Below are 23523 nucleotides of genomic sequence, written 5' to 3'. Positions count from 1 at the left end.
TCGGGTGGCGTAGCTGCCGTCTTGAGAGAGAAGAAGCGAACTGCAAAGGATGTCATTTCCTACTCAAAGGTGGGTGAGGAAGGATGTTCGAAGGGGACGAGATGAGGCAACTACTTACGAACGGTGTCATTGGCGCTGGACTGCGACACTGCTCAGGCATGCGCATGAAGGAAGCCAGTGCCGCTTCGCGTGCCCATGCCCTGACCGCCGCCATTCTCGCCGTCTCCATGATGGCTACCGTGGCCCTCACCGCGCTCATTCCTGTGTGCAGCGCCAAAGCCGACAATACTCTCGCTGACGGTGCGATTTTTGTGCCCAGCAACATCTCCATGGGCGATAACGGAACGTCGGTGAACGACGTCGATACCGGGCTCGCCACATTCGTCGGTCGCGATTTCTACGTCGGCAAGCCCAAGGACGGCGATAGGCAAAGCCTCACTGCGGACTCCATCGACGGTTCCTGGGCCGCTGAAATGGAAGGTCAGACCTTTGTGCGGGGACGCTATATGCAGCGCGCCCAGAAAGGTTTCTTCACCATCGGTACCGTGGCATTCGGCGCCCAGTATCAGCCTGCGAATGGCTCCACCATTCTTGCCGTGGAGGGAACGCATTCCGCCTTTGATAATTCTGTACAAAGTATTGTGCAGGCTTGGCCGTCCACCATCACCGGTACCAGTACCCAAGGCGGTGGCATTCTGCAGGTACGGCGTAACAATGAATGGTCGAACTTCAGCACCAAGCTTGCCGGTTCGCGTACCAAAGTGTGGGGTACAGCCAATAACGATGACACCATCAAGTTACGTTCGATCTACCAGTACGGCTACAGCAATACGGATGATTCCGACGCGCAGTGGAACATCAAGGACTTCAGCACTGTGAAGGACGGTCAGGGCAATTCCATCGATACCTATGGCACCAAGGTCACGAACGATTCCGCAACACAGAAAAGCTGGACGTCCAATGGCACCGTCGTTTCCGGCTTCGCTCCTGCTCAGAGCGAATACGTACGTAAGAAATACGATTACGATAAATACGACGCGTTCGCGAAGAACGAAACAGAGAAGAACAACGGCAAACAGACATGGGCCGCTGGACGTGGTGCTGAGACGTCCTTCTCCACCTACAAGGCCAGCATGGATTTCGCTCAAGATTCCGAGAGGCTGCTCACCTTCACCGGCGACGGTACTTCTTCCCTGCAGATTTTCGAGGTCAGCGCCAGCCTGCTGAATGTCAACAATGACAAAGGTTTGGATTTCTGGTTTCGTAACATTCCAGAGAACGCTTCCATCCTAATCAACGTCGTCGATGATACGACTGGAGCGAATACTCCGATTGTCATGCGTACTGGTTGGCGTTTCTGGTATGGCGGCACCGCGAGTTCCGACATTTCCGATGGCAATGTGTACGAAATTTCGAATGGCTATGTCACTGGTTCGGACAGTCAGACTGAGTCGGCGCTGTATTCCAAGGTTGCGCAGAAGATTATGTGGAACTTCGCCGACGCGTCTTCCGTCACCATTATGGGTGGCACCACACAGAATGCAAGCAACGTGAATCTCACCAAACTGCATGCGGACAGCGCGAACGATTGGTATACGCAGGAGACTTCGATGTCCGGCTCATCTGTCACTGATGACCCTGCAGCCGCCATGCTCGGCAGCATTATGGTACCGAACGGCAGCTTCGAGTCGCACGTCACCACCAATGGTCGTGTGTATGTCGGTCAGGACTTCATGATGTACAACCCGACCCAAGCGACGATGAATGGAACTCTCGCCAAGACCGCCTCCATCATCGACATGGATCAGGAACGTCATAACTTCCCGTGGGCCGCATCCTATAATCCGCAGGGCGTGCGCATCAAGTGGAACAAGGTCGACAGTGACGGCAATAAACTGAAAGCAGGCACCACATGGGCGGTTTATGGTTCCCTGAGTGCTGCAACGAGCGCTGATCCTACTGTCAAGCCTTTGACTACGGTCGGTGACAACATCGCCAATGATGCGGATTCTACCGTAGGCGTGATTGAACCGATGACCGATCTTAATCCGAATTCCACGTATTACATCAAGGAAACTGGCACCATCGAAGGCTACGTTCAGAACACCAATATCTATCGCATCGTTGCAGGCGAAGCAGGTGGTACCTACAGCATCATCGACAAGGTATATAACAGCGCGGGTATTGAAATTACGGACAATGACAGCAGACTGTTGCATTTGAATACCGGAATCGTCAACAAAGCATCCGGCACTGCCGTGGAATGGAAGAAGACCGATGCCGAACAGGATTCCGCAACGCTTACCGGTTCGACCTGGCAGTTGAAGGCGACTTCCGGTAGCGATGCGAACAAGACTTGGACGATTGACGACAATCGTGTCAAGGTGACAAAAGTTACCGTCAATGGCGGTGCTGATGTTTCCATGGAATCCAGTACCACTCAGACGGTTGCCGCAACTGTCCTTCCAGAAGGTACGCCGCAAAGCGTGACGTGGAGTTCGACTGCGCCAGACGTCGCATCGGTTACTGCTGGCACAATCACTGCGTTGACTAAAGGTAAGACAACCATTAGAGCGTGCTCCACTTCAGATGCAAGTGTTTGTGGAAGCATCACCGTTACGGTGACCGATCCTGAAGTAGCCACTCTTAGCGTGACAAATGAAAGCGGGGAAACAGTCGCAAACGGAGACATGATTTCGCTGACGCAGGGTGGCTCGATTACGCTGACCGCTACGGTGACGCCAGATTCGGTGACGCCAGTTTGGAAAGTCAAGGATTTCGCTGTGGCATCGTTGACTGCCGACAGTGCGACTTCCACTTCTGATGGGGCTATTCGTGCCAAGTCAGTAACAATTAACGCGTTACAAGCAGGCATTGCCGCTATCACGGTTTCGGCTGGCGATAAGACGAACACATTTCAGGTGCAGGTGCAAGAGCTGAAGGCCATGGTGTATTTCCCGAAGTCTTGGAGGACTTGGTCGTCTTATTATCTCGCTTACTGGGATTCTACAGGGAGTACACAGTATTTCGAGGAAATGAGTATTTCCAGCTGCAATAGCAACTACTATTCTGTTTCCATCCCTCTTTCTCAAGCAGGTTCGAGTTGGCGATTCAAGGTTATCGGTGGGTCGAATTGGACTAATGCTGGTAATAATCGAATTTGGCCTGATGCCAAGGCAGGTTCAGAGATTAAGTTCAGTGGCACGCAGACCAACACATTGTACGTCGGAATTCAGGGTGGTGGAACCGCGAGCAGTGATTTGCCTAGCGGATGTTCCATTGCTTCGCAAAGTAATGAATCGAGAATCGCAGTTGTCTCGGTGGCAGACGAATCTAATCAGCAACTAGAACCAGTTACTTATTTACTGGCGAAGTCCGCAGTTCCGATGCTCGCCTCGTCGGATAATACCGTCGATTGCTCTAATGATGGTCACCGTTGTGATGTCAACTCCAATCCTGGTGAGTTCAAGATTGAAGATGTGACTGATGGCGACTACGAGTTGACGGAGACGACGGCTCCTGAGGGCTATGATAAGAGCAACGAAACCTATAGGTTTACTGTTGCCAACGGTCAGGTGACTTGGACGAATCCGAGCGGTGTGACTTCCGGGGCTACAGCTCTGATTGCCAATACGCGTAAGACAGGTTCTGTTACATGGAACAAGGTCTCTTCTGAAGCGTCGGACACCAAGCTTGGTGGCTCTGAATGGAAACTCACTCAGCTTTCCGCATGGAACGTTGCTATTTCGCAGTATGAGAAGTTGCCGAACGGTGTTGAACATGCCATTGCTGATTGCACGGAAAACTGCGGAACGGATTCATTCCACGACACTGCATCCGGGAAAGGCGAGTTTAACGTCACTGGATTACCTTGGGGCGAATACCAGCTTATTGAGACTAAGGCTCCTGATGGATTCAACCTCACCAATGCGGTCACTACATTCACCATCGGGCCGAATAGTGGCTCTGTGAGCTTGAGTGTCGACGGCGGCAATATCGCCAATACTCCGAGCGTGATTCTGCCGGAAGCCGGCGGTGGCGGGGATATGAAGATTTACGCTGCGGGCTTGCTCGCGGCGGTGGTTGCGATCATGGCTGGCCTCCTGGCCCTCGAGGCAAAAGAGCGGCAGCAATGATCACCTTGGCGAGACAAGGGGGAGGACGGTCAGACATAGAGACCTCAATCCCCTTGGGATTACCACAATTCAATGAAGAAACAACCGAAATTAGGAAAAGGAAGAAACATGAACAAGATTCTTAAGGGCCTCGTAGCTGTGGCAGCCACCGCAGCGATGGCAGTCGCCGGTTTCGCCGGTGCCTCCGCCGCCATGGCAGTGACAACCGGGAGCTACACCATCACGGTAAATGAGAAGAACGATAAACACACTTTCAACGCTTATCAGGTGTTCAAGGGTGACCTGAAGGAAAGCCAGAATGAACAGGATGGTGTTACCCCTCGTGCCTCAGCAACATTGAGTGGGGATCCGGTGTCAGCGAAGCTGGTAAAACCGCACTGTACAACTGGGCGAGTCTCACTTCTGATGCAGACAAGACCGCTGCCAAGGTTGCTGAAAAATTGACAACCAACACTGGTACTATGACTGCAGAATCCTTCTCTAATGCGCTTGCCAGCAAGACCGGTCAGGCCGCTCATCTGGCTGACACCAAGACTCCTCTGATTCAGAACGCTGGTAAGACCGCTTACACTGGCACTGTCACCGAGGCTGGTTATTACCTCATCGTTGACGAAAAAACTGGTGAAGCTCTTGGCAATAACGATGCCTACAGCGCCTATATCATGCAGGTTGTTGGTGATGTGACTGTCGATCCGAAGTCTAAGACTCCGACTGTGAAGAAGGAAGTCCAAGATGAGACAGGTGACAAGGATACCGAATCGCAGGATCAGGAGGGTTGGGGCAACACCGCTGATCATGCCGTTGGCGAGTCTTTCAACTTCCGTTTGGCGGCTACCATTCCGGGTGATGCCAACTTCAAGGCTTATGAGTCCTACAAGGTCGTATTTAACGACACGATGAGCAAGAGCATTACTTTCGAGAAAATCAATTCCGTCAAGGTCAAGTATGGTGATACTACGCTGACTTTGGCTGATAATGGTTACACTAAGACTGATCCAGTTGCAGTTCTTGGTGCTACGGACGGTTCTAAGGCTTGGACTCTGACCATTGCTGACTTAAAGAAGGTCACTGGCTTTTCCGCTGAAGCACTCGGTACCCAGGAGATTACCGTGGCAGTTGAGTATGCTGCTCACTTGAATAATGATGCTGCAGTCACCAACACCGATGGCGCGACCACTACCAACAAGAACGGTGTTTCCCTTGACTACTCCAACAATCCGAATGTTGGTGGTGAAGGCGATACGGGTCACACCCCGGGTAACGACGTGTACGTCTACTCCTTCAAGATTGATAACACCAAGTACGCTGGCAAGAATGAGGCTGGTAACGAGCTCGCTGGCGCAGGATTCACCCTGTACAAATATGATGATACGAAGACTGGTAGCAAGGGCGATGCCGTGAAGCTCATCTGGGATTCCACCAAGAATGCTTATCGTCCGGCTGTCTCTGACGATGCTGATGAAGCTACCAGCGCTCAGACTGAAATCACTTCCCGTTCCGAAGATGGACAAAAGGGTAAGTTCAACATTAGCGGTCTCGACGCTGGTAAGTATGTCCTTTCCGAAACCAAGACTCCGGAAGGCTACAACACGGTTGCTGACACGACGATTGAGATTAAGGCTGAACACAAGCTTAACGAAACTGTTCCGACAGTGACCTTGACGAATTCGAAGGGTTTGACCAACGCCCTTGTCGATATGCCGGGCTCCAACCTCCCCTCCACTGGTGGCATGGGCACTGTGCTGCTGTACGTGGCCGGTATCGCCGTGTTCATGCTGGCTGGTGCGATCCTGGTGATGGCTCTGCGTCGCCGCAACGCCTGACCGGCATGGTCGGACTGTCGCCGTGTGCGACAGTCTGATTGCGAAATCCCCAAATTCCAGATAACTGAATAGGCTGTCGTCCGTCCAGATTCACGTAACAGGTCTGGACGGACAGCAGTCGCAAATCGCAATAACTGAACAATAACTTAATTCACGCATGTCGGGCTGGACTGCCTCTTATCCCTTGTAAACTGCCTCTTTTGAGAGTTCAGCCCGGCTCCTTACTCGTAAGGAGCAATAGACTTCTGCCCGTGCAAAGTTGGGGGACAGGCACTGAAACGTACCAGAAGAGGAACAACAATGAAGGAACGTACAATCGTCAATCGCATGATTGCCGCATGTTGCGCGCTTGCGGCCGGAATCGCCGCAGTCTGTGCCTTCAGTACCTGCGATGCCGTCGCGGATGCCACAGACTCCGCCAGTGGCAGCATCGCCATCGCTTACTCGCATAACAGTAGCGAGTCCGGCACCACCATCGCCGACGCCGACATCAGCCTGTATAAGGTCGGCAAAGTCTCATCCGGTGCCAATTTCAAGCCGATTGCACCTTTCACCAATTCCATCACCTACCCGTTCGACTGGTCGACGCTGACCGACAAAGACGCCAAAGTATATCGTGACGCAGCCAATACGCTCGCCGGACTCATCGCACTCAACAAGCCGGAAGCAACCCAGACCGGCATCACCAACACCACAGGCAACCTCACTTTCTCCAATGTTGAAGATGGCCTGTACCTGATAATTGCGGGCGCTGTGGAAAATGACGAATACCGTTGCGAATCCGCCAACATGCTTATCGCCGTACCTGAAAATGGCCTTACTGGTGGCAAACGCGCATTGAATATCGAGCCGAAAGCCGAATGCTCCATGAACTCACCCGCAACCATCCAGCGCGAAGTCCGCAAAGTGTGGAACGACCGCAACAATTCCGATGGCAAACGCCCCGACGAAGTGACTGTGACGCTGCTTCGCGACGGTGAAACCTACGAAACCGTGACACTTAACGCCTCTAACGGCTGGAAACACCAGTGGAATGGGTTGACAGACGGTCATACGTGGGTAATCGTCGAAACCGACGTGCCGGATAGCTACACCATGAGCGTCGACCAAGAAAATAAAACGACCACCATCACTAACTCACATACTCCGCAGCAGCCGCCCCATACCGGCTCCAACATCGAACAAGTAGCACGGATTGCCGTGGCATCGCTTGGCGGAGGCATTATCCTATTGCTATTGGCGCGAGGCGTGCGCGGAACGCGGGATGGAAAACGCTCGGATATGGCCGGCGACAAGTAGTGCCTTAGACTGCGTGACCGGATTGGCCGATTAGTCGGACCCGGGCGAAAGATTCAGCGGAGGATTCCGCGAAAGGTAGTGGACGATGACAAGACGGAAATCTCAGGATGAGGACTGGTCCTCGCTTGAGACCGCGTCCGAAACCATGGCTGGAACAGCACGACCCGTCGCCGGCGATCCGGCTGGTGCTACCGGCGACTTCGCTGATGACGATACTCCTGCCGGTGCCGGTGCGGAAACGAAACTCCCGAGAAAGCCGAGCCGACTGTTCGACGTGCTCATCGTCATCTCTGCCGTGTTCATGATCGGCGCATTGTGCCTGATTGCATACCCGACATTCAGCGATTGGTGGAATCGTATGCACCAATCGTATGCGGTGGCTGCCTACGTGGAACAAACCGAAGATTTGTCAGGTACCGAAAAACAGACGATGCTCGGCGAGGCGCGTGAATACAACGAGAAGTTGGCTACGAACGGCGACCGATGGCATATGACCGCCGAGCAGAAAAAGCTCTACAGCGAAACTCTCGATGTGACCGGTACCGGCATCATGGGGTACGTCACGATTCCACGCATCAAAGTCAAACTGCCCATCTACCACGGCACTAGCGACGGCGTACTGCAGATCGCCGCCGGACATCTGGCTGGGTCGTCACTGCCAATCGGCGGAGGGACAACGCATGCGGTGATCTCCGGACATACCGGACTACCGTCCGCGCGACTGCTGACCGGACTGGACGAACTCGAAAAAGGCGACACGTTCGCCTTCCACGTGCTCGACGAAACCTACACGTATAAAATCGACCAGATTTCAGTAGTGCTGCCGAACGAAATCGGCGAACTCAACATCGAATCTGGAGCCGACTATGCGACACTGATCACTTGCACTCCGTACGGCATCAACTCACATCGACTTCTTGTGCGCGGGCATAGGATTCCGAATCCGAAAGCATCTGATATGACGCAGTATGACGAGCCTTGGGAAATGACCGCTGTGGCAGCTTGTATGGTTGGACTGCTGGTGTGTCTGTTCGGATGTATGCTCGTGTGGCTTGGACGATTACGGAAGCGTGGACGCCCGGTTAAGGCCGGACTCGTTGCGGATGGCCATCATTCGTCTGGCGTGCGAAGGTAGTGCCGCCGCGGGTATCGATGCAACGTTGGCGGACGCTTGTGCTGAAGTCGGTTGGGTAGTATCAGGCGAAGAAGGAGAATGCCATGCAAGGTGATGCGGGAAAGAGCCGTGTGGAGCCTGAACTGAGTGGGGGCGAACAAAGCGCGGCGAGCATAGGTCAGGCTGACACGAAGGCGGATCGCCTATTCGGGCCGAATCCGAGTGGGCTGGATGAATCGCCTCACGGCATGATGGTGCTGGTGATTGTCGGCATGATCGTCGGCCTGTTGTCCGGCATGTTCGGCATCGGCGGCGGTACGGTGATCGTGCCCGCACTGGTGTGGCTCGGACTGTCGCAACGCCACGCGGCGGCGACCTCCATGCTGGCGATCGTACCGACGTCGATTTCCGGCGTGATCTCCTACGCGCACAATGGCAACGTCGACTGGGTCGCGGCCGTGCTGCTGTTCGTTGGCATGTTCGCCGGCGGACAGTTTGGTAGCTGGCTGTTGTCGCGGTTGCCGGAACTCGTACTGCGGTGGGTGTTCGTGGTGTTTCTGGTATTCGTAACCGTCAATCAGGTGATTTTTACGCCGTCGCGGGACCAACGGATCTCCATGAGTGTGGCGACGGGCGTCGGGCTGGTGCTGTTGGGCGTGGTCATCGGCACCTTGGCCGGGTTGCTGGGTATCGGCGGCGGCGCACTGGCCGTGCCGGCATTGTCGATACTGTTCGGGGCATCCGATCTGATCGCGCGCGGTACTTCGCTGCTTGCCATGTTCCCGAACTCGATCACCACCAGTGTGGCGAATATGAAACGTAAGTTGGTGCACATCAAGGCCGGGCTGATCATCGGCGTCATAGCTGCGCTGACCACACCTTTCGGCACATGGGTCGCCGGGGCGGTCTCGCCGCGTGCCGGAGCCATCATGTTCGCGGCCTATCTGTGCGTGTTATTGGTCCGCAGCTTCTTCGTGGCCGTCAAAGCCACTCGTGCGGCTCATGGTTCCCGCGCATAGTTTCGGTCAATGCCGGTCAGAAGACCTGCGCCAAGATCGGTTAGCGAGGTCGGGCATCCGTCTGTGAAACAACCGTATCTACAGTAAAGGCGTAGTTCGTGGCTTTGCGGTCGAGCCGCGTACCTGTAGTTGAACCGGGAACGTCTCGAACGGTTTGGAGACGGGTCGTCCTTCAATCAGATCCAGCGCTTTCCTTGCGGCTGCGACGGCCATATCATGCGGCCGTTGCCGGACGGTGGTTAATTGGGCTTCTTCGGCGAACGCGCTGTCATCGAAACCTGTCACGGAAATATCCAATGGGATGGATAGCCCGCTTCGTTGAAGACGGAAGAACAGCGGGATAGCCTGCGAATCCTGATGGAAGCATAGGGCAGTGGGCGGATTGTCCTGCGCCATCATTTCGGAGATCGCGGCATCGATGATGTTGTCGTTCTTCTGTACGGCCAGTGTGCGCGCATTCATGCCATCGATGGTGCCGCAGGCTTCTTGAAATCCAGTGATGCGGTTGTATGAACTGAAACCGAGCGTAGATGAGAAGCTCTCATAGAGGTACAGAAGATTGCGATGCCCTAGTTTGGCGAGATGCCGCACGATGAGCTTAATGCCTTCCTTGTCGTCGATGCCAACAGTCGCATCGAAGCCCTCGCTGGTGGTGTTGACTCCGACAATCGGTATTTTGGCGGTGCCGAGACGCTTCACTTCGTCTGGGCTGATGCCGAAAGAGGATACGAACACGGCATCTGCGTTGTTGCGGACGGGCAGCTCTTCGAAGAATGCATCGCGTGCCTCGGCCCCTTCGATGGGGTAGATGACGAGATCGTAGCCGGCGTCGCGTAAGACGTCGTTGAGTCCGGCGATAATCTCTGCCGTGAACCATTCGATGGCATGACTGCCGATTAGCAATGCGACACGGTAGGTGCGTCCTGATTTGAGGATTCCCGCCGATCGGGAGATGCTGAAATTCAACGCATCGGCTGCGGCCTGCACTTTGATGCGAGTTGCTTCGGATACCTGCTCAGGGTGCGCGAAGGTGCGCGACACCGTCGCGTTGGATACGCCGGCTTTGAGTGCTACGTCGCCGATACTCGCCTTCATGGTGCCTCCGAATGATTCGTGATGCTTGTTTCAGCCTAGCATCGCATTTGTCTCTCTATTGTTGCACAAGTGAAAAAGAATGAAAAGGGTTTCAGTGCGATACGCCGTGTGATTATCATATGTTCACGCTCACATTGTTGCAATGAAAAGGGTTTCAAATGAAACCGGTTACATTTATAAAAAACTGAATTGCCAATATGAAACCCTTGTCGTATGCTGTTGCCTGTCCGCTAGGGCAAATGAAGGCCTACGAAGACGTAAGGAGAGACATGAGGTTCAAAAAGAGCATTGCGGCAGCAGTGGCGGCTATGAGCATCGTTGGGCTGGCGGCATGCGGCAGCGGCACCACCGGTTCTGGTACCACCGATACCAAGGCTGACAAGGGGCTCGACGTCATGGGCAAGACCATCACCTATGACCCCAACCATCTGGTCAACGACGGCAAGCCGATTCAGATCGAATACTGGAGTTGGGGGTCCAAGGGGACCGATCCGGTCTACAAGATGATCGAATCCTACATGAAAATCTATCCGAACGTCACCATCAGGACGGTGAACGTTTCCTGGGATGATTACTGGACCAAGTTGCCGCTGGCCTTGAAGGGCAAAAACGGTCCGGCGGTCTTCAATATTCACAACTCCTACGACGCTTTGATTCGCCCGTACGCGGCCGATTACGACATCGATACCAAGGCACTGGAAACCGACTACTCCACCGCCTCCGTGCATGAGGATGAAAACGGTAAGGTCAAATACGTCGACTCCGTCATCAACACCGGCAACATCTATTACAACAAGACCCTATGGAAGGAAGCCGGACTGACCGATGCCGACATCCCTACCACATGGGACGAGTTTATCCAAGTCGCCCAGAAGCTCACCAAGACCGACGGCGGCAAAATGACCCAAGCCGGCTTCAATTTCAACGGCGACGCCTACAGCGCCATCTATCAGGGCCTGAACTATCAAAAGGGTGAGTTGCTGTTCAGCTCCGATGGCAAGAAAGCCAACTACGACAATGACGTGACCAAGGAGAATATGCAGTTCCTCAAGGACCTGTATGACAAGTACAAGGTCGGATCCGTCGATTTCGGCAATGACTACACCCAAAGTTTCGGCAACGGACAGTCCGCCATGATTTACGCATGGGGGCACATGGAAGGCACTCTCAAGGAGAAGTACCCGGACATCGATTACGGTGTCTTCGCCACTCCGACCTTCTCCGAGGGCACCCCGTTCGCCTACGATCGCTACAACGGTGAATCCACCCCAGGCATCAACAAGAACCAGACCAAGGAACAGCAAGCCGTTGCTCAGGACTTCATCAAATACCTGCTCGCCAACGACGATTACATCCGCGAGGCGGTCGACGAACTTAACTCCTTCCCCGCTAAGGTCACCCTTCAGAAGGACGAAGACATCCTCGCCAAGCCGATCATGGCCGCCATCCAACCGCGCGTCGATCGCCTGATCTGGCCGGGACCGGCACCGTCCACCGTCGAATCCAGCGGCACCACCGCCTTCCAGAACGTCTTCCAGAATGGCATGTCCATCGATAAGGCGCTTAAGGAAGCACAGACTCAGATGGATACCGACATGAAGAGTTCCGATTTCACGTCGATGGAAAGCAAATACACCTACTTCGACGAGCACAAGTAACCGTCGACAGTCCGCTTCCTCTCCATTCCCCCCATCCAACCCATGGCCGCGGCACGGTTTCATCTCCTCCGCGCCGCGGCTGTCTTTTCTCACAAACGGCATAGGTCGGCATGGCGCGCCGACATGCCGACCTGATCCAACTCAATAAAGAGGCGAGATTCAATGAAGAACAAGAACGGTGAATCTCTACTGTCAAGGATTTTCACCCTACGCAACATGGCGGTCACCTTCTTGGTGGTCTACTTCGCCGTATTCCTGGCCTATCCGATCATCAAGGCGTTCGCAGGCAGCCTGCATGACTGGAATCCTCTGGTTGGCACCTATGACTGGGTCGGTTTCGATAACTTCAAACAGATTCTGACCGACAAGCTTTTCTGGAGTTCTATGTGGAACACGGCAGTGTTCGCAGGAATATCCACCGTTTTTCGCATCGTATTGGGTCTTGGGCTGGCGTTGCTGCTGAGCGCCAAACTCGTCAGATGCAAGGATACGTTGCGTGGTTTGTTCTATATGCCGACCATTACCCCACTCGTTGCGGTTTCTTTCGTGTGGATGTGGATGTTCGATCCGCAGTTCGGCATGGTGGATAAAATCACCGGGCTCGATATCAATTGGCTGCATGACACCAAGTGGGCCATGCCCGCAATCATCATCATGACCATCTGGAAGGATTTCGGTTATGCTACCGTCCTGTACTTGGCCGGCCTGATGAATCTGCCGCGCGATGTCTATGAGGCCGCCGCCATCGATGGAGCCAATTCGGTGCAGGTCTTCTTTAAAATCACTCTGCCACTGCTTAAATCGACCACCTTATTCATCGTCATCACGTCGCTTATCAGCTATCTGCAGGCATATGTGCAGATTCTCGTCATGACCGAAGGCGGGCCGGGAACATCGACCTACACCATCAGCTATCTCATCTTCGATCAGGCATTCCAGAAATATAACTTCGGAGTCGCGTCGGCGCAGGCGGTCATCCTCTTCCTCTTTACCGGCGTGCTGACCCTCATCATGTTCAAGATTTCGGGAGATTCGGAGGACCTGGCATGAAAAATCGCAGAATCGGCGGCATCATCCTCACGGCGTTATTGTTCGCCGTCGCCCTGATCACCATCGTTCCTTTCATCTGGATGTTTATCTCGTCATTTGCACCGAACAGCGAGATCGTCAAGGTGACCGGAGGGCTGTTCCCCAAGCCATCCACACTTGCCAACTATGTGAGTATCCAGGAAAAATTCAATTTCCTGCGCTTGTTCATCAACTCTCTGGTCGTAGCGGGTCTGAAAACCGGCATTGCGATTTATACCAGTGCCGTGCTCGGCTACGTGTTTTCCAAAATGCGCTTCCGTGGCCGTAACCTGCTCTTCGGCGTCGTCATGAGCACCATGATGATCCCATGGGCCGTAACCATCATCCCGCAGTACGAGATGTTCACCAACTGGGGTTTGCAAGACACCTACACGTCCCTCGTGTTGCCCGGCATGATAAGCGCGTTCGGCATCTTCCTGTTCCGCCAATCCATCTCCGGCATCTCCGATGAGCTGATCGAAGCCGCCAAACTCGACGGTGCTTCCGAAACCAGAATCTTCCACAGCATCATCCTGCCGATGAGCCACAATACCATCGCAGCATTGGCGATATTCACGTTCCTGTGGAACTGGGAAGACTACCTGTGGCCGTTCCTTATGATCACTGATGAGAAAAAGCAGCTGCTCGCTGTCGGATTGAAGGCCTTTAACGGCCAGTACGGCACTGATTACGGCGGACTGTTCGCGGCCACCTCGCTGGCCATCGTGCCGGTAATCATTGTCTACATGATCTTCCAGAAGCAGTTCATCGCCGGCATCGCGACTGGCAGTGGCAAGTAAAGTGGGAAACACCATGACAAGCAACGTATTCATCGACTATGTACGCAATGCACGACCGTGCATGCGCGACGCGACAGTCCTACAGGGCAAGCATTGGAGGATCGGCATCCTCACCGAATCCCTCATTCGGCTCGAATGGTCCGATTCAGGCGAGTTTGAGGATCGGTTGACGCAGATGGCCGTCAATCGCGACTTTGGAGCCGATCCGGAATTCACCGTAACGCATCGTAACGGGCTGCTCATCGTCGATACCCCTGCACTCTACCTGACCTACGACGGCAAACCGTTCAGCAAGGAAGGGCTGAGCATCGTCGTCAAAGGCGTCTCCGATACTCAGTTCAATACTTGGCATTACGGCGATGCGCCTCTGCACAATCTCAAAGGTACCGCGCGTACACTTGACGAGGCTGATGGCGAAATCGCGTTGGATGACGGTGTACTCTCACGTGACGGTTGGGCTGTGATCGATGATTCCGGATCGAACGTCATCGTCGAGGCCGATGAAGTCGACGGCAAGACGAATCCGCTCGGCACTTGGGTTAGGCCAAGAGATCATGCGGAAACCGACATCTATTTCTTCGGATACGGGCGTCGTTACATCGAAGCTGTGCAGGACTTCTATACGCTGGCTGGACCGACCCCGTTGCTGCCGCGCTATGCGCTTGGCAACTGGTGGAGTCGCTACTACCGTTACACGCAGACGGAATACCTGGAACTGATGGATCGTTTCAAGAATGAGGGTATCCCGTTCACCACGTCGGTCATCGATATGGATTGGCATCGTGTCGATGACGTGAATCCGAAATATGGTTCCGGCTGGACCGGCTACTCGTGGAACAGTCAGCTATTCCCGGATCATTGTGCATTTCTACGCAGTCTGCACGAACGCGGGCTGAAGGCCACATTGAACGTGCATCCGCGCGACGGCATACGTGCGTACGAAGACGATTACGAAACGGTCGCCAAACGTGTCGGCATTGACCCCACGACCGGGGAGGCTGCGGAATTCGACCTGACCAATCCGGACTTCGTCGATGCATATCTTGACATGCATCACCGTATGGAAGATGAGGGCGTCGACTTCTGGTGGCTCGACTGGCAACAGGGCGGTGTGACCCGACAGCCGGGACTTGACCCGCTGTGGGTACTCAATCACATGCACTATCTGGATTCCGGGCGCGACGGCCGCTGGCCATTGACCTTCTCCCGTTACGCCGGTCCCGGTTCGCATCGCTATCCGGTAGGCTTCTCCGGCGACACCATCGTCACATGGGAGTCATTGCAATTCCAGCCATATTTCACCGCGACCGCATCGAACATCGGCTATGGCTGGTGGAGTCATGACATCGGTGGGCATATGTGTGGCTACCGTAATGAACATCTAGAGGCCCGTTGGTACCAGTTGGGCACATTCAGCCCGATTAACCGCCTGCATTCAAGCAGCTCGCCGTTCACCGGCAAGGAGCCATGGAATTTTTCCGGCGATGTGCATGCGGCCATGGTCGCCTCACTGAGACTGCGCCATATGCTGCTGCCGTACTTGTACACGATGAACTATCGTGCGGCGCTTGACGGACGGCCGCTGGTCGAACCGATGTATTGGAGCGAACCGAACAATCCGCAAGCCTACGAAGTGCCAGACGAATTCCGATTCGGTACCGAACTGCTGGTGGCACCCATCGTGACCGATGACGATCCGACGGCACAGCGTGGCAGGACTGAAGCATGGTTGCCGCAAGGTGAATGGTACGACTTCTTCGATGGACGGCGCTATGTCTCCGATAACGCGTCCGGGCGGCGACTTGAAGTGTGGCGCGCGCTTGACCGCACACCTGTGTTCGCTAAAGCGGGTGGCATCATTCCGTTGCAGGAACTTGCAACCGGTGACGATGTCAACGACCTTCGCAATCCCTCGGTCCTGCACGTGCTGGTTTTCCCCGGTGCGGACGGAACTTTCACGTTGCGTGAGGATGACGGAATCGTATCCTGCGCGAGACGTGCGCACATCGCGGACACGATGATGACGTTCGATTGGCGTGCCGACATTGCTGATAGTGCCAAGGATGGTGACGCTACCGGATCAGGCGGCAGTAGGCTCGAGATTTCACCGGTTGACGGAGCCGTCGAATCCGTGCCGGAACGACGCGATTGGACGATTGTGTTCCGTGGCGTCTCGCCGGTTGGGACCGGCGAACTGCAGATTACCATCAACGGCATCGCCTGCGAGACGGCTGAGATTGCGTACGATGAACAGACGCTGAGCCTGTCCATCGCCGTACATGACGTGCCTTCAACTGCTCGGCTGAGTGTCATCGTTCCAAAAGGTTTGTCCGTCGCGGATAATCCGATTGACAAGGATGTACTTGATGCGCTGCTACATGCACAGATGCCGTATATCACCAAAGAGCATGCGTTACAGGCAATCCGAGAACAAGGCGTCCGAGCGGTTGGCACCTTGCGCACGCTTGACGGCAAACCACGCTTCAGCAAGGAACCGTTCGTCGCATACGGCATGCCCGACGCGGTAAACGGCGTCTTGGAGGAGATTCTGTTGCGTAGCTGATAAGCATGCTAGGGGGCATCCGCCATATGCGATGAATCAGCGGTCGATATCATATAAGCGAGTCAACGGGTCTGCGACTTCCTCATAACAGGGGAGTCACAGACCCGTTTTGTGATGGTAGGGAAATTATTCACTTTGGCAGGCTCAGAATTCATCTGCCGTTAGGGTGCGAATTGAACTGCGTTGGTTTTGCATGCTTAGCGTGGGTGATGGAAACGCAAGATTCCGCAACATCAAGGCGCGGAAAGGTTCCGCGTGCAGAAGAAAGAAGAACACATGGGCAAGCACAAGGCTCTTCAGGGCGCCATCGCGGCGTTCGCCTCCGTCGCCACGCTCGGCGCGCTCGCCGTACCGGCGCTCGCTGACAGCGCATCCACCTACAGTCCGAATGGCAAATCCGTGGCCGAACTGGCCCAGCACGGCGGCGCACAACGCATCGCAGCAATCGGCAACAAGTCCGCCAAGAATGTCGTCCTGTTCATCGGCGACGGCATGGGCGACTCCGAAATCACCGTGGCGCGCAACTATCTCAAGGGTGTCAACGGCCATTTCGACGGTCTTGACGCGGTAGGTCAGCCCGGTGCGCTCGACGACGTGGAAGCCGGCACCGGACAGTACACGACCTTCTCGCTCGGTTCCAACAGCTCCGACAGCGCCGTCGGCAAGGACGGTAAGGGCAATCTGAACGCCAATTCGAATCCCGGCAAGATTACCGCAGTCACCGACTCCTCCGCATCCGGTTCTGCTTGGGCAACCGGTACCAAGACCTACAACAACGCGGTGGATGTCGACGTGTATGGCAATCCACAGCTCAATCTGTTCGAACTCGCCAAGGCTGCAGGCAAGGCGACCGGCAACGTGACCACCGCGGAAATCCAGGACGCCACTCCGGCCGTACTGGAATCACATTCCTCCGAGCGTGGCTGCTACGGTCCGCAGGGCAAGACCGATGGTTCCTCTAATGATGCTGCGAAGCGTTGCCTCGTGAACCAGCTTAAGGAGAACGGCGGCATCGGCTCCATCTCCGAGCAGCTGCTCGACACCCGCGCCGACGTGACTATCGGCGGCGGTTCCAAGTACTTCCGCCAGACCGTACAGGGCGGCGAATATGCGGGTAAGACCGTGTGGGAACAGGCCAAGGAGATGGGCTACCAGGCCGTCGAAAACGATCCGGCGGCCATGAACGCGCTTGAATACAAGGAGGGCCAGCCGGTACTCGCGCTGATGAGCGATGGCAATATGCCGACCAAGTTCAACGCGTCGAAGGCGACCGCCAAGGATCCGTCCAAGGACGCCAATCCGACCGTGTGCACCGTGAACGATCAGTGGCTCGGCAACCAGGGCTCCTCGCTCAAGGACATGTCCAAGAAGGCACTCGAACTGCTCAATGCCAATCCGGCCAGCCAATCCAACGGTTTCTTCCTGCAGATCGAGGGCGCTTCGATCGACAAGCAGGATCATGCCGGCAACGCCTGTGGACAGATCGGTGAGACCGATGACTTCGATCAGGCCATCTCCTACGTGCTGCAGAACGTTGATCTTTCCGACACGCTCGTGATCGTCACCGCCGACCACGCCCACACCTCGCAGATTCTCAACGCTCAGCCGGCCTATGCGCTCTCCACCGTGCTCAAGACCGCCGACGGCAACAACATGGTCGTCTCCTACGGCACCGCTCAGGAGGACTCCCGCGATGAGGAAGGCGGCTACAACGGTGGTGACATGGAACACACCGGCACCCAGCTGCGCATAGCGGCATCTGGTCCGGGCGCCCAGCGTGTGATCGGCTTGACCGATCAGACCGACAACTTCTACACCATCGCCGGCGCGCTCGGCCTGGCCACCACCACCGACCAGCAGAAGGCATTGTCCGACAACGCCGAAGTCAAGGTCGCCACCGAAAACGGCTCGTATGCCGCCGACGCGACGGGCTTCAACGGTGATGCCGTACTCAGCTATGAGCTGAAGGACAAATCGGGTAATGTGATCGCCGCTTCCGACTCCACCACTCCGCTCTCCGGTGTGCGAGTCAAGACCGCGCAGACCACCGCGATCGCACTCGACAAGGTGGCCGAAGGCAACGAATATACGCTTACCGTCACCGGACGCCAGTCCGGCAAGAGCGTGACCGTCGACTTCCAGGCTCCGGCCGCCGGTTCTTCCGACAAGAATGCCGACAAGAACGGTGTGATCGCTTCCGGCAAGGTCAACAACAATCCGAAGGCCGACGGCTCGCCGCTCGGTGAGACCGGTACCGCGGTGGCCGTCGTCGCGATCGCCGTGGCCATGTTGGCCGCCATTGCGATGATCATCAAGACCGTGAAGATCACCCGCTGATTCGGGTCGTCCATCCTTTTCCCAAACTACCGACGCTTAGTGCCCTCTAAGCGTCGGTAGTTTGGGTTGTTTTTCAATCTGCCGACGGTGAGGTGGTCGTCAGGGTCGGTAGTTTGGGTTGTTTTTCAATCTGCCGACGGTGAGGCGGGTGTGGGCGTCGGTAGATTGAGGGGATTGACAAAGTTGAGCGAAGGTGGCTCAAGAATTTTTGTGGATTCGGGAATAAAAAGTTGCGTTCAAAAGTTGAGTGGTGTAGGCTCAAGTTTTGGAAAGCACGAGAGACGGCAATCCGGAACTCGAGCGAAGAACGAAAGAACGTATAGCGAACCTAATCTGCAAAGGAGATAAGTTATGGGACGCGCAGTTGGCATCGATTTGGGTACTACCAATTCCTGCATCGCAACTCTTGAAGGTGGCCAGCCCACCGTTATCGTGAACGCCGAGGGCGCTCGCACCACTCCGTCGGTCGTGGCATTCAGCAAGTCCGGCGAGATTCTGGTCGGCGAGGTCGCCAAGCGTCAGGCCGTGACCAACGTCGATCGCACCATCAGCTCCGTCAAGCGCCACATGGGCACTGACTGGACCGTTGAGATCGACGGCAAGAAGTGGACTCCGCAGGAGATTTCCGCACAGGTGCTGATGAAGCTCAAGCGCGACGCCGAAGCCTACCTGGGCGAGCCGGTCACCGACGCCGTGATCACCTGCCCGGCATACTTCAACGACGCCCAGCGTCAGGCGACCAAGGACGCCGGCACCATCGCTGGCCTGAACGTGCTGCGTATCATCAACGAGCCGACCGCAGCCGCACTGGCCTACGGTCTTGAAAAGGGCAAGGAAGACGAGCGCATCCTGGTTTTCGATCTGGGTGGCGGCACCTTCGATGTGTCCCTGCTGGAAATCGGCAAGGACGATGACGGCTTCTCCACCATTCAGGTGCAGGCCACCAACGGCGACAATCACCTGGGCGGCGACGACTGGGATCAGAAGATCATCGACTGGCTCGTCGGCGAAGTCAAGAACAAGTATGGCGTTGACCTGAGCAAGGACAAGATCGCTCTGCAGCGTCTGAAGGAAGCCGCCGAGCAGGCCAAGAAGGAGCTGAGCTCCTCGACCAGCACCAGCATTTCCATGCAGTATCTGGCCATGACCCCTGACGGCACTCCGGTGCATCTGGACGAGACCCTGACCCGCGCCCACTTCGAGGAAATGACCTCCGATCTGCTGGGCCGTTGCCGCACTCCGTTCAACAACGTGCTGGCCGACGCCGGCATTGGTGTGAGCGACATCGACCATGTGGTCCTCGTCGGCGGCTCCACTCGTATGCCGGCCGTCAAGGAGCTGGTCAAGGAGCTCACCGGCGGTAAGGAAGCCAATCAGTCCGTGAACCCGGATGAGGTCGTGGCCGTCGGCGCTGCCGTACAGTCCGGCGTCATCAAGGGCGACCGTAAGGACGTGCTGCTCATCGACGTGACCCCGCTGTCCCTCGGCATCGAAACCAAGGGTGGCATCATGACCAAGCTCATCGATCGCAACACCGCCATCCCGACCAAGCGCTCGGAAGTCTTCTCCACCGCGGAAGACAATCAGCCGTCCGTGCTCATCCAGGTCTATCAGGGCGAACGTGAGTTCGCTCGCGATAACAAGCCGCTGGGCACCTTCGAACTGACCGGTATCGCGCCGGCGCCGCGTGGCGTCCCGCAGATCGAAGTTACCTTCGACATCGACGCCAACGGTATCGTGCACGTGTCCGCCAAGGACAAGGGCACTGGCAAGGAACAGTCCATGACCATCACCGGCGGCTCCGGCCTGCCGAAGGATGAGATCGATCGCATGGTCAAGGAGGCCGAAGCCCACGAGGCCGAAGACAAGAAGCGCAAGGAGGATGCCGAGACCCGTAACCAAGCCGAATCCTTCGCCTACCAGACCGAGAAGCTCGTCAACGATAACAAGGACAAGCTCTCCGACGACGTGGCCAAGGAAGTCACCGACAAGGTCAACGAGCTCAAGGAAGCCCTGAAGGGTGAGGACATCGAGAAGATCAAGACCGCCCAGAGCGAGCTGATGACCTCCGCCCAGAAGATCGGTCAGGCCCTCTACGCCCAGCAGGGTGCCGCCGACGCCGCGGGTGCGGCCGGAGCGGGCGCTGCCGGTGCCGCAGGTACCGCTGACGATGACGTTGTTGACGCCGAAGTCGTGGACGATGACGACAAGGACAACAAGTAATCATGTCCGACTTCAACAAGGACGAGTATCTGAACGATCTGCCTGATATGGACAACCTGTCCGGGCAGACCGCTCCCTCCGGCACCGGCCCGGCGGCGGATGACGCCGCTGCCGGTGCCCCCGAGTCGGCCGCTGCCGATACGGCGGCCGACTCGGCACAGGCTGAGGGTTCCGCCACCGCTGCAAACGCCGAAGACGCCGCTGCCGACGACACCCTGACCCCGCTGGGCCAGGCCAAGAAGGAAGCCGCGGAATATCTTGAGGCTCTCCAGCGTGAGCGTGCGGAATTCATCAACTTCCGCAATCGTGCGCAGAAGGAGCAGGATCGCTTCCGTCAGCACGGCATCATCGACGTACTTACTGCGTTGCTGCCGGCTCTTGACGACATCGACCGCATCCGCGAGCATAGCGAGATGGACGACTCCTTCAAGGCCGTATCCGCAAAGATCGACAAGGCTTTCGAGAAGTTCGGCGTCGAGAAGTTCGGCGAAAAAGGCGAGGACTTCGATCCGACCAAGCACGATGCGATTCTGCACAAGCCGGATCCGACCGCCGAGAAGGAAACCGTCGATACCGTGGTGGAAGCCGGCTACCGCATCGGCGACCGTGTGATTCGCGCGGCCCGTGTGGTCGTGGCTTCCCCGCAGGGCTAAAGTCAGCTACCTCACGAAAGGAGGCACATCATGGCTGAGAATGAATGGCTGAGCAAAGACTTCTACAAGGTCCTCGGTGTCTCCAAGGAGGCCACCGACGACGAGATCACCAAGGCATACCGCAAGCTGGCGCGCAAGTATCATCCTGACCTGAACAAGACCAAGGAAGCCGAGGAAAAGTTCAAGGACATTTCCGAGGCGTACGACGTGCTGAACAACAAGGAAAGCCGCCAGAAGTATGACGCCATCCGCCAGTTCGGCATGGGTGGCGCGCGTTTCGCCGGCGGCTCCGGTGCGGGCGGCTTCGACGCGAGCGGTTTCTCCGACATCTTCGGATCGATGTTCGGCGGTACCGGCATGGGAGGCAACGGGTCGCGCATCCGTTTCCAGACCAACGGCGGCAATCCGAATCTCAACGACATCTTCTCGATGTTCGGCGGAGCCGCGGGCCAGGGCGCAGGAGCGTATGGCGCTGGCGCGGGTAGCCCTTACGGCGCCTACGAACAGGCCGTGCAGCCTGAGGATGGCGAGGATCGTAATTCCAAGATCAACCTGACCTTCCGTCAGGCGGTCAAGGGGGCGACGGTATCCCTGAGTGCCGGTGGCAAGAAGTTCAAGACGCATATCCCCGCCGGTGTGAAGGATGGTCAGAAAATCCGTCTTGCCGGCAAGGGCAAGCCTGGGCGCAACGGCGGCAAGAACGGCGATCTGTATCTGCAGATTTCCGTCGCCGAGGATCCGAAGTTCACCATGCGCAAGCGTGACATCATCATGGCCTTGCTGATTACGGTCGGACAGGCTGTCGCCGGTGCGAAGGTGAGCGCCAAAGACATCGACGGCAACGAAGTCACTTTCAAGGTGCCGGCCGGCTCTTCGAGCGGTACCGAAGTGCGCCTTTCCGGCAAGGGCGTAGCCAATCCGCGCGGCGACGGTGATCTGATCGGTCGTGTGGAAATACGCATTCCCGACAGGCCGGGCCTTGCGGTCAAGCGCGCTGCGAAGGAGTTCGACAAGGCGTGCGGTGACTTCGCCGATGAGCTCGCCAAGGAGCGCTGAGTATCATGGCACGGTCACGCGTGGAGCAGCAGGTTCGCCAGCTGTATGAGATGTGTGCCATCGCGATTGTGGCCGGCAGGGCTGATCTGGACGGTGCCGATGAAGTCGGCTTCGACATCGAACTGCCGGTGTTCACGGTCGGCCGTGCCGCCGAGCTGGCGAATGTGCATCCGCAGACGCTACGGCAGTACGATCGCCTCGGGCTGGTCGTGCCGCAGCGTACGGGAGGCGGTGCACGTCGATACTCGTTGCGGGACGTATTCCGCCTTGTGCAGGCGCAGCAACTCAGTCAGGAAGAGGGCATCAATCTGGCTGGAATCACGCGAATCCTCGAACTTGAAGAGGAGAATCGTGAACTGCGCCGACAGGTGGAGCGGTTGCGCAAGCCGGCCGGCTCCAGCGTATTCGCGGCTGACGCGGACGGTGGCATCGTGGAAATCGAACGTTCTCGCAGGGCTCGCATGTGGCGGCGGCAGATTCATGTCAATACACGCGAATTGCCATCCGGACGGAGCGGATCGGGTGAAGGCGAGGAGTCCAAATCCATGGTGATTTGGGGAATTCGTTAAAGTTGACAGCAGATTTTCGGAAAACATTCAAAACTGGGCATGCCTGACGGGGTGATGCCCAGTTTTGTTATATAGTGGGCCAAAATAACCCCTACTATTTGACATGATGT

16 protein-coding genes are annotated in these 23523 nt (G+C 56.2%); 15 read left to right on the top strand and 1 reads right to left on the bottom strand.

The window, feature by feature from the left end:
- The first annotated feature begins 164 nt into the window (after positions 1–164).
- From BBDE_RS10455 to BBDE_RS10430, 6 genes are all read left to right on the top strand, one after another.
- Entirely contained in the window at positions 165–4136 is a 3972-nt protein-coding gene (locus BBDE_RS10455; protein ID WP_230454336.1) for a SpaA isopeptide-forming pilin-related protein, read from the top strand.
- Between the two features lie 108 nt (positions 4137–4244).
- Positions 4245–4580: a hypothetical protein gene (locus BBDE_RS10450; RefSeq protein WP_003838219.1), complete on the top strand. Its 336-nt coding sequence runs from the start codon at positions 4245–4247 to the stop codon at positions 4578–4580.
- Between the two features lie 17 nt (positions 4581–4597).
- Positions 4598–5959, top strand: coding sequence for an isopeptide-forming domain-containing fimbrial protein (locus tag BBDE_RS10445; protein WP_012902594.1), 1362 nt, complete (start codon positions 4598–4600; stop codon positions 5957–5959).
- Between the two features lie 300 nt (positions 5960–6259).
- Positions 6260–7258: a Cna B-type domain-containing protein gene (locus BBDE_RS10440; RefSeq protein WP_003838222.1), complete on the top strand. Its 999-nt coding sequence runs from the start codon at positions 6260–6262 to the stop codon at positions 7256–7258.
- Positions 7259–7343: 85 nt separating this feature from the next.
- Positions 7344–8393 carry a class C sortase gene (locus BBDE_RS10435; RefSeq protein ID WP_003838224.1) on the top strand — a complete coding sequence of 350 codons (1050 nt, stop codon included), beginning with the start codon at positions 7344–7346 and terminating at the stop codon, positions 8391–8393.
- Positions 8394–8476: 83 nt separating this feature from the next.
- Positions 8477–9391: a sulfite exporter TauE/SafE family protein gene (locus BBDE_RS10430; RefSeq protein WP_003838225.1), complete on the top strand. Its 915-nt coding sequence runs from the start codon at positions 8477–8479 to the stop codon at positions 9389–9391.
- 78 nt (positions 9392–9469) lie between these two features.
- Here the strand turns inward: BBDE_RS10430 and BBDE_RS10425 are convergent, their stop codons facing one another.
- On the bottom strand, positions 9470–10486 hold the full coding sequence (locus tag BBDE_RS10425; RefSeq protein WP_003838226.1) for a LacI family DNA-binding transcriptional regulator: 1017 nt from the start codon (positions 10484–10486) through the stop codon (positions 9470–9472).
- A 269-nt stretch (positions 10487–10755) separates the two neighbouring features.
- Here BBDE_RS10425 and BBDE_RS10420 point away from each other — a divergent pair, with 269 nt between their 5' ends.
- The 9 genes from BBDE_RS10420 (at position 10756) to BBDE_RS10380 (ending at position 23413) form a co-directional block, all read left to right on the top strand.
- Positions 10756–12144 carry an extracellular solute-binding protein gene (locus BBDE_RS10420; RefSeq protein ID WP_033489342.1) on the top strand — a complete coding sequence of 463 codons (1389 nt, stop codon included), beginning with the start codon at positions 10756–10758 and terminating at the stop codon, positions 12142–12144.
- A gap of 162 nt (positions 12145–12306) precedes the next feature.
- A complete protein-coding gene (locus BBDE_RS10415; RefSeq protein WP_003838229.1) occupies positions 12307–13194 on the top strand; it encodes a carbohydrate ABC transporter permease in 888 nt (295 codons plus the stop codon).
- Positions 13191–14012, top strand: a complete 822-nt coding sequence (locus BBDE_RS10410) for a carbohydrate ABC transporter permease (RefSeq protein WP_003838230.1) — start codon at positions 13191–13193, stop codon at positions 14010–14012. Before BBDE_RS10415 ends, BBDE_RS10410 begins: the two co-directional genes overlap by 4 nt.
- A gap of 13 nt (positions 14013–14025) precedes the next feature.
- Positions 14026–16575, top strand: coding sequence for a glycoside hydrolase family 31 protein (locus tag BBDE_RS10405; RefSeq protein WP_033489340.1), 2550 nt, complete (start codon positions 14026–14028; stop codon positions 16573–16575).
- A gap of 276 nt (positions 16576–16851) precedes the next feature.
- Positions 16852–18912, top strand: coding sequence for an alkaline phosphatase (gene phoA, locus BBDE_RS10400; RefSeq protein WP_033489339.1), 2061 nt, complete (start codon positions 16852–16854; stop codon positions 18910–18912).
- A 351-nt stretch (positions 18913–19263) separates the two neighbouring features.
- A complete protein-coding gene (dnaK, locus tag BBDE_RS10395; RefSeq protein ID WP_003838236.1) occupies positions 19264–21135 on the top strand; it encodes a molecular chaperone DnaK in 1872 nt (623 codons plus the stop codon).
- 2 nt (positions 21136–21137) lie between these two features.
- A complete protein-coding gene (grpE, locus tag BBDE_RS10390; RefSeq protein ID WP_003838238.1) occupies positions 21138–21788 on the top strand; it encodes a nucleotide exchange factor GrpE in 651 nt (216 codons plus the stop codon).
- Positions 21789–21818: 30 nt separating this feature from the next.
- Positions 21819–22844 (top strand): DnaJ C-terminal domain-containing protein, encoded by a 1026-nt coding sequence (locus BBDE_RS10385; RefSeq protein ID WP_003838239.1) that lies wholly within the window; start codon positions 21819–21821, stop codon positions 22842–22844.
- 5 nt (positions 22845–22849) lie between these two features.
- The gene (locus BBDE_RS10380; RefSeq protein ID WP_003838240.1) at positions 22850–23413 is read left to right on the top strand and encodes a heat shock protein transcriptional repressor HspR; all 564 of its coding nucleotides are present in this window, start codon (positions 22850–22852) and stop codon (positions 23411–23413) included.
- The last annotated feature ends 110 nt before the right edge of the window (positions 23414–23523 follow it).

Source organism: Bifidobacterium dentium JCM 1195 = DSM 20436 (genome assembly GCF_001042595.1).
In the GTDB taxonomy this organism is placed as follows: Bacteria; Actinomycetota; Actinomycetes; order Actinomycetales; family Bifidobacteriaceae; genus Bifidobacterium; species Bifidobacterium dentium.
Note: the sequence above shows the minus strand (reverse complement) of the source record. Positions and strands in the feature narration are given on the sequence as shown.

What these genes read in the sequence shown, in the direction of transcription:
- BBDE_RS10455 (WP_230454336.1), top strand. Translation starts at nt 165, where the DNA reads ATGAAGGAAGCCAGTGCCGCTTCGCGTGCCCATGCCCTGACCGCCGCC.
- BBDE_RS10450 (WP_003838219.1), top strand. Translation starts at nt 4,245, where the DNA reads ATGAACAAGATTCTTAAGGGCCTCGTAGCTGTGGCAGCCACCGCAGCG.
- BBDE_RS10445 (WP_012902594.1), top strand. Translation starts at nt 4,598, where the DNA reads ATGACTGCAGAATCCTTCTCTAATGCGCTTGCCAGCAAGACCGGTCAG.
- BBDE_RS10440 (WP_003838222.1), top strand. Translation starts at nt 6,260, where the DNA reads ATGAAGGAACGTACAATCGTCAATCGCATGATTGCCGCATGTTGCGCG.
- BBDE_RS10435 (WP_003838224.1), top strand. Translation starts at nt 7,344, where the DNA reads ATGACAAGACGGAAATCTCAGGATGAGGACTGGTCCTCGCTTGAGACC.
- BBDE_RS10430 (WP_003838225.1), top strand. Translation starts at nt 8,477, where the DNA reads ATGCAAGGTGATGCGGGAAAGAGCCGTGTGGAGCCTGAACTGAGTGGG.
- BBDE_RS10425 (WP_003838226.1), bottom strand. Translation starts at nt 10,486, where the DNA reads ATGAAGGCGAGTATCGGCGACGTAGCACTCAAAGCCGGCGTATCCAAC.
- BBDE_RS10420 (WP_033489342.1), top strand. Translation starts at nt 10,756, where the DNA reads ATGAGGTTCAAAAAGAGCATTGCGGCAGCAGTGGCGGCTATGAGCATC.
- BBDE_RS10415 (WP_003838229.1), top strand. Translation starts at nt 12,307, where the DNA reads ATGAAGAACAAGAACGGTGAATCTCTACTGTCAAGGATTTTCACCCTA.
- BBDE_RS10410 (WP_003838230.1), top strand. Translation starts at nt 13,191, where the DNA reads ATGAAAAATCGCAGAATCGGCGGCATCATCCTCACGGCGTTATTGTTC.
- BBDE_RS10405 (WP_033489340.1), top strand. Translation starts at nt 14,026, where the DNA reads ATGACAAGCAACGTATTCATCGACTATGTACGCAATGCACGACCGTGC.
- phoA (WP_033489339.1), top strand. Translation starts at nt 16,852, where the DNA reads ATGGGCAAGCACAAGGCTCTTCAGGGCGCCATCGCGGCGTTCGCCTCC.
- dnaK (WP_003838236.1), top strand. Translation starts at nt 19,264, where the DNA reads ATGGGACGCGCAGTTGGCATCGATTTGGGTACTACCAATTCCTGCATC.
- grpE (WP_003838238.1), top strand. Translation starts at nt 21,138, where the DNA reads ATGTCCGACTTCAACAAGGACGAGTATCTGAACGATCTGCCTGATATG.
- BBDE_RS10385 (WP_003838239.1), top strand. Translation starts at nt 21,819, where the DNA reads ATGGCTGAGAATGAATGGCTGAGCAAAGACTTCTACAAGGTCCTCGGT.
- BBDE_RS10380 (WP_003838240.1), top strand. Translation starts at nt 22,850, where the DNA reads ATGGCACGGTCACGCGTGGAGCAGCAGGTTCGCCAGCTGTATGAGATG.